Below are 10,963 nucleotides of genomic sequence, written 5' to 3'. Positions count from 1 at the left end.
TTCCCGATGCGTATCGCCGCCCTCGCGCTCGTCCCCGCGATCCTCGTCGCCGCCCCTGCCGCCGCGCAGGATCGGCCGCCCGTCGCCGATGTCGCGCGCGCGCTGAACGATCCGGTGATGCAGGAAGGCGCTGCCGCCGCGCTGGCCGCACTCGCGGGCATCGTGCTCGACACCCGCGTGGGTCCGCTGGCGCAATGGGTCGATCCCAGCGTGCGCCCGAACGCCACGCTACGCGACCTGAAGCGGCGCGACGATCCGGACTTCGAACGCCGCCTGCGTGCCGACACCCGTCGCGGCGTCGCCGTCGCCGGGGCTGCCGCGGGCGATGCGGCGGTGATGGCGGGCGAGGTCGCGCGCACCACCGATCGCCTGCGCGCCGCGATCGCGCCGCTGGCGGGGATGCTGGCGAGCGCGGCAGACGATTACTGACGCATCGTCCCACTCGGGGACGATCGCGCGTAAATCATTAATTTCATTCGTCTGTCATCGGCGCGTCACGGTCGATACCTAGCAACTTCACCAAGGGGCAGCGCCCGCCCGTGAGGAGTATCCGATGACGCCGAAGTTTCTCGCCGCCTGCGCGGCCGCCTGCCTGCTGTCCTCCACTGCGATGGCGACCGATACCAGCGTGACCGGCGGCACCGGCCAGCGTTCGCTCGGCCTGGCGGGCAGCGCCCCGCTCGGCCAGAGCTTTACCGCCATCGACGAACAGCTGACGTCGTTCGGTTTCCAGTTCCAGATACTGAACGCCGGCGTCGCCGACAGCAACGTCACCTTCACCCTGCGGGAGGGCGCGGGCTTCGACGGCGCGATCGTGAAGCAGTTCACGACGACGATCACCGGCATCGCGACCGGCCGGACGCCGAGCTGGTTCGACTTCGGCCTGACCGGCACCACTCTGGTGTCCGGACGGCAGTACAGCGCGGTCCTGACCGGCGGGTCGACGCGCTACGGCCTGGTCTACGGTCCGAACATCAACCTGAGCACCGGTGCGGCACTCGGTCCGGACGCCTATGCCGGCGGCGCGCTGCTCGCCACCGGCTTGACGAACAACCGCGCCTGCGATTCGGGCATCTGTGATGCGAACTTCCGCTTCTCGGGCGTGACCGCGGTCGCCGCGGTGCCGGAACCGGCCACCTGGGGCATGGCGATCATCGGCTTCGGCGCGATCGGCGCGGCGCAGCGTCGCCGTCGTCGCGCTATCGCGACCGCCTGAACCGCCAGCCGGTGAGGCCCGCGCCGCCGAACAGGGCGAGCGCGGGCCAGCCGCCGTCGGTGACGAACAGGTAGGCGACGCTCCCGGCGGCGACCGCGCCCAGCACACCGACCGTGACCCCGCGCGGCAACACACGCAACGCCGCCGCCACCCCGCTCGGCGGGGCCAGCGCGGCGTTCGCGCCCAGCCAGATATACGACCCCGCCGGCGGCAGCGCGCCGGCGAACGGCAGCTTCACCAGCGCGAAACCGGTCATCGCATTCGGGAAACTGTCCGCCGACAGATGCACTCCGATGCCGAGCGCAATCCCCGTCGCCAGCCGCCGCCCCTCGGCGAGCGCGATCACCGGCAGCAGCGGCACCACGCTGTGCGTCAGCGCGCTGAGATGTCCGAACGGCAGCAGGAAATCGAGATCGGGTACGCCCAGCCCCACCGCGAACGCGGCAAGCACGATCAGCGCGGTGCGCATCGCGTCCGCATCGCGTGCCGAGTGCATCTATCCCCTTTCCGCGCGCGCGCCGTTTCGTCATAGGATGGGGCCATGTGGCAGCTCTATCAATTCCCCCTGTGCCCCTTCTCGCGCAAGGTGCGGCTGCTGCTCGCCGAAAAGGGCATCGGCTATGAACCGGTGCGCGAATCGCCCTGGCTGCGCCGCGACGAATTCCTCGACATGAACCCTGCCGGCCAGACGCCGGTGATGGTCGACGTCGAACGCGGTGGCGCGCCGCTGATCGATTCGAACGCGATCTGCGAATATTTCGAGGAAACGGTCGAGAAGGCGTCGATGATCAACGGCACCGCCGCCAATCGCGCCGAGATCCGCCGGCTGGTCGCGTGGTTCGACACGCAATTCTTCCGTGACATCACCGCGCCTTTGCTGGAGGAGCGGATGGTCAAGCGCCTGGTCCACCGCATGACCCCCGACGCGGCCATGCTGCGTGAGGCGATGAAGGCGGCCGTCGGCCATCTCGACTATATCGATTACCTGCTCGATCACCGCACCTGGCTGGCCGGCGCGACGATGAGTCTCGCCGATCTCGCCGCCGCGGCGCAGATTTCGGTCGCCGACTATCTGGGCGGCATCGACTGGAAGAGCCACGAACAGGCTAAGCGCTGGTACGTCGGCATGAAGAGCCGCCCCAGCTTCCGCCCGCTGCTCGCCGAGCGGATGGAGGTCATCACCCCGCCGTCGGATTACGAGAAGCTGGATATGTGAGGGGCGCGGGCGGCCAAGGCACATGACCGGCGCTCCCGCGAGGCGAAACATCTCACCGGACCCGTAACGACCACCGCGCGTTCAACCCTTCCGAAACGACGAGAGGCGGCGTGATGCTCGAACATGTTCCCCACTGGCTCGGCAACCTGCTGAAGGGCGTGCGCGCCGGGCAGAACAAGCTGGCGATCGCGCAGGAGGGGCTGGGCAGCTTCACCGCGATCGACCTGCGCAGCCCGGCCTTCGCCAATGGCGCGCGCCTGCCGGATCGCTTCACTGCCGATGGCGCCGGCGTCTCGCCGCCGCTGTTCTGGAGCGGTGTGCCGACGGAAGCGACGCGCCTCGCTCTGCTGGTCGAGGATCCCGATGCGCCGACCCCCAGCCCGCTGGTCCACGCGATCGTCTGGGACCTGCCGGCCGAGGACGGCCAACTGGCCGAAGGCGCGATCGTCGCCGATGGCGCGGGCGATGCGAACGGCGATGTCGGTCGCAATTCCTATCTGCGCGAAGGCTGGTTGCCGCCCGATCCGCCGACCGGTCACGGCGAGCACCGCTACGCGTTTCAACTGTTCGCGCTGGCGGATGGCGAGGACCCCGGCGATACCCCGAGCCGCAGCGATTTGATCGCGGCGATGCGCGGGCGCGTATTGGCGGCGGGGCTGCTGACCGGCAGCTATTCGCGCGGCACCCCGGCCCCGACCGGCAGCGTCGGTGCCGTGGCGACCGCCTGACACCGATGGCGGCGACCGACCCGGGCTACCCGGACGGGATCGCGCCCGATCACGCCGACCCGCGTGGCTGGTGGAATCGCCATGCCAATCTGCTGTCGCTGGCGATCCTCGGCCTGCTGATGGCGCTGGCGTTGAGCGGCCTGCTCGGCGGCGCGCCCAATCCGGTGCGCTTCGCCGACCTAGGGCCGGCGCGGCTGACGGTGGCGGCGCCGACGACATTGCGCAACGGCCTGTTTTTCGAGATGCGGTGGACGGTGGCGGCGCGCGCCGACATCGGCAAGCTGGTCGTTGCGATCCCGCCTTCGCTGTGGCGCGACATGACGGTCAATTCGATGATCCCGGCGGCGGGCGAGGAACGCTTCGCCGATGGTCGTTTCCGGTTTCACTACGGCGCGCTAAAAGCGGGCGAGACGCTGGAAATCAAGATCGACGGTCAGATCAATCCGCCGCTGACGCGCGGCACGGCGGGCGACATCGCGCTCTATGACGGCGACCGACGGCTGGGTGCCATGCCGGTGCGCATCCGGGTGCTGCCGTAATGGATATCGTGCTGCGCGCGACCGCGATGTTCGCGGTTGTCTATCTGCTGTTGCGGCTGCTCGGCAAACGCGAGCTGGGGCAGATGACGCCGTTCGAGCTGGTGACGCTGATCGTGATCGGCGACCTGATCCAGCAGGGGATCACGCACAACGACTTCAGCCTGACTGGCGCGACGCTCGCGATCTGCACCTTCGCCTTCTGGAGCGTGGTGCTCGGCTGGGTCGCGTGGCTGTTCCCGCGGTTTCGCAAGGCGCTGGAGGGCGAACCGCGGGTCATCGTGCGCGACGGCGTGCTACTGGCGGACAATTTGCGCCGCGATCGCATGACACGCGAGGAGGTGGAGGCGGAGATGCGGCTGGCGGGGATCGCGCGATTGACCGACGTGGCCTGGGCGATTTTGGAAACGAACGGCAAGATCAGCTTCATCGACCGGCAGGCCGCGAAAGGTGGCCGCCAGCAGGACGACGGCGGCGATCTCGCCTGACCGTCGCCGCGTTGGGGTCAGGCGAAGATGCCCGGCCCCGTGGCGGTGGTGGCGGCGATCAGCAGGACGGTCGTGGCGAACGAAACTGCGGTGATGGCGAACGAACGGATCATTGTGCCGGACCTTGAAAGGAGCTGGATGGGCGCTGGACGGCGATCAGGCGATCGGCAGGACCGGAGCGGTGACGATCACGAGCATCATCGTGACGAGGACCGAACCGACGAAAGCGACGGTCGAGCGCTGCAGCGAGTCGATACGAACGAACATGGTGGCATTCCCTTTTCTTATCCGGTCGGACCGTCCGACCGTCGATGAAAAGGGAATTGCAGGGAGCGTGCCAACTCACCAAGTCATTGATTTATAAAGAGCCGCCGCTTCAGTGAGGTGAAATATGCCAAACCAACTCGCTAGTTCGCGCCAATCATCGGCGCATTACGCCACGCAGATGCGATTCCGCCCCTCGGCTTTCGCGCGATAGAGCAGGGCGTCGGCCCGCTGAAACGCCGCACGAGCATTGTCGCCGTCGTCCGCGGGCGCCAGTCCGGCCGAAAACGTCACCGCGCCCAGCGGCTCGTCGCTTTCGCGCAGCTTGTATCGCTTGGCCTCCACCGCCGCGCGCGCCTGCTCCAGCGTCGAGCGCGCGGTGCCCGCGTCGGTATCGACGAACAACGCGACGAACTCCTCACCGCCATAGCGCGCAACCAGCTGGCCTTCGCACGTCTCTGCCAGCGCAGTCGCGATCGCCTTCAGCACGCGGTCGCCGACCGCATGACCGAACCGGTCGTTGATCGACTTGAAATGATCCACGTCGCACACCGCCATCAACTGCGTGCGCCCTGCGGCGGCATTCGCGGCGAACGCTTCCTCAAGCGCACGACGGTTGGGCAGATCGGTCAGCGGATCGCGCCGGGCATTGTCCCGTGCCTCCTCCAGCTTCGATCGCAGTTCCGCCGCCTCGCGCGTCGCGGCCTCCAACTGCCCTTCAGCCAACCGAACGCGGCTCACCATCTCGGTCGTCAGTCGGGCGATGTCGTCGAGTGCGGTGGAGCTCGTACCGATGCCGGTGCGCAGAATCGCGTCCGCACTCGCCGCCAGGTCGCGACCGAAGACGCGCGTCTCGGCGTGCAGGTCGGTCACGACATCCTCGAACCCCTCGACCTGCCGCTGGGTCTGCGCGACGAGTCCGTCGGCGCGCGCGCGCTCGGTGGCACCGGTGCTGGCGGTACCGACGGTCACGTCCGCGCCCAGCGTCTCGATATCGCGCATCGACAGGCGGACGCCGCCATCGGTCAGTGAGGAAACCGCCCGCGCCAGCGGCCCATCGGGATGCGCCAGGATCGCATGGGCGAAGGCATAGTTGGCGGGATCGGGCTCCAGCCGCTGGTCGGTCAGGAACCGACCGATCGCCTGATAGAGTTTGCCCGACCCGCCGTTCGCCGGCGCGATATGCGCAACCTTGCTCGCCATGCCCTCAACCCCCCGGACACGCTCCCCCCGGACCGTGTCCTAGCTAATGTGTTGAGCGGGTCTTAGGCGGCGATTGCTAACATCCCTTTAGCGCGAGCGCGCTGTCGCTCAGCCCTTCAGCTTCTGCACGTCGGCCAGGGTCATCTTCACATGGTCGGCCGGCGCCAGATTGGCGTGGACCGCGACGATGCGACCGTCCCGCGCGATGACGTAGCTGACGCGGTTCGCCGCCACGACCTTGCCGCGCGGCGTGTCGATCTCGCGACCAAGCGACACGTCGTAACCCGCAATCACCTTCGGCCCCGCGCTCGCCACGGTGAACTTGCCCGCACACTTCTCGGCCGAGAAATCCTTCAGCACCTCGACCGTGTTGCCCGACATGCCGAGCACGGTCGCGCCCGCCGCGGCGAACTGCGGCACGGCTTCGGCGAACGCTTGCGCCTCGACGTTGCAGCCGCCGGTGTAAGCCGCCGGGAAGAAATACAGGACCACCGGCCCCTTCGCCAGCAACTGCGACAGGCGCACGTTCACCACCTGGCCCGCGCGCGCACCACGCGTCGCGAAGTCCGGTGCCTTGGCGCCGGGCGCAAGCGACGCCGTGGCGGGCACGGCGAGCAGGGCGGTGGCGGCGAGCGTGGCGAGGATGCGCATGGAACGGGTGACCTTTCGGGAAGCTCAGCGCGTCAGCGATATGCCGATGCGCGCGTGCGTGGAATGGATGCGGTAATCGTCCAGAGCCTCACCATAGCCGGTGAAACCCTGACCGAACAGATAGATGCCCAGCCCGCCGAGCTTCGTCAGCGGATAGGATGCGAACGCCTCCGCCGCGCCGCGCCCGGTGCCCGGATTGCCGCGCGCGTTGACCGACAGCTTGATGCCGTCGTCCTGCCCGACCGAGGCGCGCAGCGCGGTGAAGCCCCAATAATCCTTCATATCGCCCGACATGCCGCGCTTGCCGACGAACGCCCAGGCCTGCGGCACCAGCTCGGCGTACCAGCGGTCGCCCAGGTCGAATCGCTGCGCGGCGCGCACGTACACCCGGTTCACGTCGATCGAGGTCGCCTCCCCCTCGCCGTTCGAATCATGCCGGAAGCCTGCAGAGACGATCGTTCTGGGCCCGACCGGCAGGTCGTAGAACAGCTCGGGACTATAGGTCGTCGCGCGGAACGGGCCGGACACCTCGTCCGTCGCCCAGAACATCGTCTGCGTATAGGCGAAGCGGAATCGCGACAACGCCCCGGTGCCGCCGAACGGCGCGAGCGCCAGGCTGACCTGCAGCTTCGTCGCCGCCGAACGCTCCCCGATCGCGCCGTAGATCGGTTCATGCACCATGAAGCGATCCGCGAACGACGCCACCCGACCGACGCCGGTCTGCATCACCCGTTCCTCGCGGGCCGGTGCGGGCCGGATGCCGAGCGCGACCACGTCGAGCGGCGGCGCGGGCGAGGTCGCGACGCTGCTGGCGAGCGTATAGCGCACCCGCGCGAAGCCGCCCGCCGCGACGCTGGCGGGAACGTCACCCGCCGGCACCAGCACCAGTCGCGATCCGTCCCGCGCGATCGCATCCACCTGCGGCGGTGCCACCCCGGCGACCGCCGCCGGCCCCTCGTTCAGCAGGAACACGTCGACGCCGTCCTGCGCCGCCGCGGCAGTCGCGGGCTGGTCCGGCACCGCGCGCAGCTGCGCCGCGGCGGGGAGGGTCAGGAACAGGGCGGGAATCGCAAGAATGGCACGCATCGTCGCATCGACTAGCCGAGCATCGCGCCACGCGCTAGCGCGGCGCGATGCCGATCAACCCCGCCGATATCGCCCTCGCCCACGCCCTCGCCGATGCGGCGGGTGCGGCGATCCGCCCGTTCTTCCGCGCCGATCACGGGCTGGAGATCAAGGACGACCGCTCCCCCGTCACGCTGGCCGACACCGCCGCCGAGCGCGCGATGCGGCGCCTGCTGGCGGCGGAGGCCCCGCGCGACGGCGTGACCGGCGAGGAGGAACGCGACAGCGCGGGGACGAGCGGCCGGCGCTGGGTGCTCGACCCGATCGACGGCACGCGTGCCTTCATCGCGGGGCGCCCGATCTTCGGGACGCTGATCGCGCTGCTCGACGGGGGGTTTCCGGTGCTCGGCATCATCGATCAGCCGATCCTGCGCGAACGCTGGGTCGGCGTTGCCGGGCAGCGGACCGAGCTGAACGGCAAGCCCGCCACCACCCGCCGCTGCCGCGCACTCACCGACGCGTTGCTGGCGACGACCGATCCGGGGCTGTTCGCGGATGACGAACTGCACGCCTTCAAACATCTCGACGCCGCGGTGCGCTCGACCGTGCTCGGCGGCGATTGCTACAACTACGCCTGCCTGGCTTCCGGCCATCTCGACGTGGTGGTCGAGACGGGGCTGAAGCTCCACGACTTCGCGGCGCTGGTGCCGGTGGTCGAGGGCGCGGGCGGCGTGATGTGCGACTGGTCTGGCGATCCACTGTATGAAGGCAGCGCGGGCGACGTGATCGCGGCTGGCGATGCCGCGCGGGTCGAGGACATCATGGAGGCGCTGGCCTGCCGCGGACATTGAGCCGCATCCCGGACTTGTCCGACTTGTCGACGCCCGTATAGGTTGGCGAAAACGGGGGAGGACGCGGATGACCGACAAAGCGGACGGCGGGTGGCGTGACACCATATTGGCGGGGCTGGCCAATTATATCGACGCGGGCTCGATCGTCGCGGGATCGGTGGCGCTGGCGTTCTGGAAGAACATCTACGGCCTGTCGGACGGCTTCATCGGTCTGATCGGTGCGTTCAGCGCGAACGCGATCTCGGCCGGTGTCGGCGCGATGATCGGCGGCATCCTGTGCGACCGGTTCGGGCGCAAGCGCATCTACCAATACGACATGCTGTTCTACGCCTTCGGCATGGGGTGGCTGATGTTCGCGACCGCACCGTGGATGATCGTGCTTGGCTTCGTGCTCGTTGGCCTGGCGGTCGGCGCCGACATCCCCGCCAGCTGGTCGCTGATCGCGGAGCAGGCCCCCGATACGAAGCGCGGCGCGCATTCGGGCGTGGCGCAGCTGCTATGGTATCTGGGCCCGGTCGCCGTGCTGGGCGCCGCCTATTTCCTCAAACCCTTCGGCATCGACGGCGTGCGCTGGCTGTTCGCGCATCTGTTCGTGCTGGCGCTCGCGCTCACGTTCCTGCGATCGAAGATGCATGAATCGCAGCGCTGGGTGGAATCGCGCGACCGTGGGCAGCGGACGTCGTGGACGGTGCTGCTGCGCCCGCCCTATCTCGGCTCGGTGCTGTTCCTGGCCGGCATGTACGGCTTCTGGAACCTGTGGGCGGGCTATAACGGCTTCTTCACGCCGTATCTGATCGAGCAGAACAATCTGCCCGAATGGGCGGCGACGGTGGTGCCGGCAGGCTATTTCCTGATCGGCATGATCTCGATCCTCGCCATCTTCATGACGCTGTCGGATCGGGTGAACCAGCGGCTGCTGTTCGGCATTTCGGCCGGGCTCCACGTCGTCGGCATGGCGTCGCTGGCGATCTTCGGCTTCACGCTGCCGTCGGTGATCGTGCATGTCGTCATCATGGGCATCGCCGGCGGCTTCGGCGCGCAGAGCTTCTTCCAGCTGTGGTCATCCGAGCTCTTCCCGACCGCGGTGCGATCGACCGCGCAGGGGCTGACCTTCGCGATCGTGCGCATCGGTCTCGGCATCTGGAGCCTCGCCGTGCCGACGCTGGCGCACAACGACTTCACGACGCTGGCGTGGATCCTGACCGGCTTCCTCGTCCTGTCGGGCGGGATCGGGCTGGTATGGGCGCCGCGCAACGAGGGCCAGTCGCTGGAGCAGATTGGCGCCCGCCGCGCCGGCGGTTGAGGTCCTAGCGCAGCAGGCGCAGGTCGACCGCCGCCGCCATCGCGGTGAAGCCGGCATCGTTCGGATGCAGCGCGTCGCCGCCGTCGAAGCGTCTGTCCATGCGGTCGGGCGCGGCGGGATCGCGGATCGCGCGGTCGAAATCGGCGACGCCGTCCGCCTCGCGCTGCGTGCGGATCCAGTCGTTGACGGCGACGCGGACGACCTCTCCTTCGGCGCTCCAGTATCCGGCGCCGCGGTAGGGCAAAATGGTCGCCAGGATAACCTTCACACCCCGATCGTGCGCGCGCGCGATCATCTGGCGATAGGCGGCGATCAGGTCGGTCGGTGTCGGCAGCGGCTGCTTCGCCCGCGTCGCGCTGCCGATGTCGTTCACGCCCTCCAGCACCAGGACGTGCGAGACGCCCGGTACCGCCAGTACGTCGCGATCGAAGCGCGCCAGCGCATTCGGGCCCGTGCCGTCCTCCAGCAGCCGGTTGCCGCCGATGCCCGCATTGGCGACCGCGACGCCGGTCATCCGCGCCGCCTGCAACCGCGCGGCGAGTTGATCAGGATAGCGGGTGTCGGCATCCACCGTGGCGCGCGAGCCGTCGGTGATCGAATCGCCATAGGCGACGACGGTATGGGCGGCCCGAGCACCCTCGACATCGACCGCCGCGATCGCCAGCCGCTGGCCGAAGCGCACCGTGTCGGTCAGCGTCGTCGCGCCGGTCTGGTCGCCCGGTGCGATCCAGGCGGTGGCATAGGCGCTGCCGTGCGTCGTCGGCGCGGTCGCGCCCTGCGGCAGGTGGATGCTGATCGCGATGCGCTGCAACGGCGCGACGCGCATCGCCACCGCATCGCTGATCCACGGTGCGTGCGCTGGCACGACGCCCCCGCTCGCGCCGGAAAAGGTCACCCGCCGCACGCTGCCGGGCAGGATCGCGCCGTTCGCGCCGGCGATCGCGACCGTCACCGATCCGATCTTTAGCGGCGCGTCGGATGCTTCGTTCGTCAGCCGTACGCGCAGCCGCGTACCCCCGGCACTCAGGCGAACCACTTGCCGTACCGTGCGATCGGCAAGCTCGGGGATCGGCCGGTTCGGTTGCGCGACCAGCGTGCCGTGCGGCGACGCGGCCCAGCTGCGCACCCAACCGGTCGCGGGTGCACGCGTCTGCGCGTCCACCGTGCCGGCCACACCGAGCAGCGCGAAGCCTGCCAGAACCGCTGTCCATCCCCTCATCGCATCATCCTTCCCGTGATTTACCTGACGTATCGACGAAGCCGACCGCCGTGTCACCGAAAACGACTCGATTGTGACCACCTGGTTGTTCGCTCGCTATGAACAAGTGACGCAGGACCGGATGGCGCCGCTCAAGGAAAATGTCCCGAATTCGAACGCGTCGCTCCCGGTTTCGAGAACATTTCGTGGCGATGATACTAGCTCACTACCCTGTTCGGGGGAT

Annotated in this window: 13 protein-coding genes; 8 read left to right on the top strand and 5 right to left on the bottom strand. The window is 68.7% G+C overall.

Annotated features, from left to right (window positions below):
- Positions 1-6: 6 nt before the first annotated feature.
- A complete protein-coding gene (locus ACX40P_RS02615) occupies positions 7-429 on the top strand; it encodes a hypothetical protein (protein WP_459124729.1) in 423 nt (140 codons plus the stop codon).
- 124 nt (positions 430-553) lie between these two features.
- Positions 554-1,216, top strand: a complete 663-nt coding sequence (locus ACX40P_RS02610) for a PEPxxWA-CTERM sorting domain-containing protein (RefSeq protein WP_459124728.1) — start codon at positions 554-556, stop codon at positions 1,214-1,216.
- On the opposite strand, the gene ACX40P_RS02605 is transcribed toward ACX40P_RS02610, so the two are convergent.
- Complete coding sequence (locus tag ACX40P_RS02605) at positions 1,200-1,712, bottom strand: hypothetical protein (RefSeq protein ID WP_459124727.1); 513 nt, start codon at positions 1,710-1,712, stop codon at positions 1,200-1,202. The genes ACX40P_RS02610 and ACX40P_RS02605 overlap by 17 nt on opposite strands.
- Before the next feature lie 45 nt (positions 1,713-1,757).
- On the opposite strand from ACX40P_RS02605, the gene ACX40P_RS02600 reads away from it, so the two are divergent.
- From ACX40P_RS02600 to ACX40P_RS02585, 4 genes are all read left to right on the top strand, one after another.
- Complete coding sequence (locus ACX40P_RS02600; protein WP_459124726.1) at positions 1,758-2,432, top strand: glutathione S-transferase family protein; 675 nt, start codon at positions 1,758-1,760, stop codon at positions 2,430-2,432.
- A 113-nt stretch (positions 2,433-2,545) separates the two neighbouring features.
- Positions 2,546-3,160, top strand: a complete 615-nt coding sequence (locus ACX40P_RS02595; RefSeq protein WP_459125219.1) for a YbhB/YbcL family Raf kinase inhibitor-like protein — start codon at positions 2,546-2,548, stop codon at positions 3,158-3,160.
- Between the two features lie 5 nt (positions 3,161-3,165).
- Positions 3,166-3,699: a hypothetical protein gene (locus tag ACX40P_RS02590; RefSeq protein WP_459124725.1), complete on the top strand. Its 534-nt coding sequence runs from the start codon at positions 3,166-3,168 to the stop codon at positions 3,697-3,699.
- Positions 3,699-4,184, top strand: a complete 486-nt coding sequence (locus tag ACX40P_RS02585) for a DUF421 domain-containing protein (RefSeq protein WP_459124724.1) — start codon at positions 3,699-3,701, stop codon at positions 4,182-4,184. Before ACX40P_RS02590 ends, ACX40P_RS02585 begins: the two co-directional genes overlap by 1 nt.
- A gap of 432 nt (positions 4,185-4,616) precedes the next feature.
- Here ACX40P_RS02585 and ACX40P_RS02580 read toward each other — a convergent pair whose 3' ends face one another.
- The 3 genes from ACX40P_RS02580 to ACX40P_RS02570 form a co-directional block, all read right to left on the bottom strand.
- On the bottom strand, positions 4,617-5,651 hold the full coding sequence (locus ACX40P_RS02580; RefSeq protein ID WP_459124723.1) for a GGDEF domain-containing protein: 1,035 nt from the start codon (positions 5,649-5,651) through the stop codon (positions 4,617-4,619).
- 108 nt (positions 5,652-5,759) lie between these two features.
- Entirely contained in the window at positions 5,760-6,302 is a 543-nt protein-coding gene (locus ACX40P_RS02575) for a peroxiredoxin (protein WP_459124722.1), read from the bottom strand.
- Between the two features lie 24 nt (positions 6,303-6,326).
- On the bottom strand, positions 6,327-7,388 hold the full coding sequence (locus tag ACX40P_RS02570; protein WP_459124721.1) for a phospholipase A: 1,062 nt from the start codon (positions 7,386-7,388) through the stop codon (positions 6,327-6,329).
- A 47-nt stretch (positions 7,389-7,435) separates the two neighbouring features.
- Between ACX40P_RS02570 and hisN the strand changes: the two genes are divergently transcribed.
- Both hisN and ACX40P_RS02560 read left to right on the top strand, forming a co-directional pair.
- On the top strand, positions 7,436-8,218 hold the full coding sequence (gene hisN / locus ACX40P_RS02565; RefSeq protein WP_459124720.1) for a histidinol-phosphatase: 783 nt from the start codon (positions 7,436-7,438) through the stop codon (positions 8,216-8,218).
- A 67-nt stretch (positions 8,219-8,285) separates the two neighbouring features.
- Entirely contained in the window at positions 8,286-9,521 is a 1,236-nt protein-coding gene (locus tag ACX40P_RS02560) for an MFS transporter (RefSeq protein WP_459124719.1), read from the top strand.
- Positions 9,522-9,525: 4 nt separating this feature from the next.
- Here the strand turns inward: ACX40P_RS02560 and ACX40P_RS02555 are convergent, their stop codons facing one another.
- A complete protein-coding gene (locus ACX40P_RS02555; RefSeq protein WP_459124718.1) occupies positions 9,526-10,740 on the bottom strand; it encodes an SGNH/GDSL hydrolase family protein in 1,215 nt (404 codons plus the stop codon).
- Positions 10,741-10,963 lie beyond the last annotated feature (223 nt).

It is taken from the genome of Sphingomonas sp. RS2018 (assembly GCF_054489605.1).
The sequence above is the reverse complement of the archived record's forward strand: the minus strand, read 5'-3'. Positions and strand labels throughout refer to the sequence as shown.

What these genes read in the sequence shown, in the direction of transcription:
- ACX40P_RS02615 (WP_459124729.1), top strand. Translation starts at nt 7, where the DNA reads ATGCGTATCGCCGCCCTCGCGCTCGTCCCCGCGATCCTCGTCGCCGCC.
- ACX40P_RS02610 (WP_459124728.1), top strand. Translation starts at nt 554, where the DNA reads ATGACGCCGAAGTTTCTCGCCGCCTGCGCGGCCGCCTGCCTGCTGTCC.
- ACX40P_RS02605 (WP_459124727.1), bottom strand. Translation starts at nt 1,712, where the DNA reads ATGCACTCGGCACGCGATGCGGACGCGATGCGCACCGCGCTGATCGTG.
- ACX40P_RS02600 (WP_459124726.1), top strand. Translation starts at nt 1,758, where the DNA reads ATGTGGCAGCTCTATCAATTCCCCCTGTGCCCCTTCTCGCGCAAGGTG.
- ACX40P_RS02595 (WP_459125219.1), top strand. Translation starts at nt 2,546, where the DNA reads ATGCTCGAACATGTTCCCCACTGGCTCGGCAACCTGCTGAAGGGCGTG.
- ACX40P_RS02590 (WP_459124725.1), top strand. Translation starts at nt 3,166, where the DNA reads ATGGCGGCGACCGACCCGGGCTACCCGGACGGGATCGCGCCCGATCAC.
- ACX40P_RS02585 (WP_459124724.1), top strand. Translation starts at nt 3,699, where the DNA reads ATGGATATCGTGCTGCGCGCGACCGCGATGTTCGCGGTTGTCTATCTG.
- ACX40P_RS02580 (WP_459124723.1), bottom strand. Translation starts at nt 5,651, where the DNA reads ATGGCGAGCAAGGTTGCGCATATCGCGCCGGCGAACGGCGGGTCGGGC.
- ACX40P_RS02575 (WP_459124722.1), bottom strand. Translation starts at nt 6,302, where the DNA reads ATGCGCATCCTCGCCACGCTCGCCGCCACCGCCCTGCTCGCCGTGCCC.
- ACX40P_RS02570 (WP_459124721.1), bottom strand. Translation starts at nt 7,388, where the DNA reads ATGCGTGCCATTCTTGCGATTCCCGCCCTGTTCCTGACCCTCCCCGCC.
- hisN (WP_459124720.1), top strand. Translation starts at nt 7,436, where the DNA reads ATGCCGATCAACCCCGCCGATATCGCCCTCGCCCACGCCCTCGCCGAT.
- ACX40P_RS02560 (WP_459124719.1), top strand. Translation starts at nt 8,286, where the DNA reads ATGACCGACAAAGCGGACGGCGGGTGGCGTGACACCATATTGGCGGGG.
- ACX40P_RS02555 (WP_459124718.1), bottom strand. Translation starts at nt 10,740, where the DNA reads ATGAGGGGATGGACAGCGGTTCTGGCAGGCTTCGCGCTGCTCGGTGTG.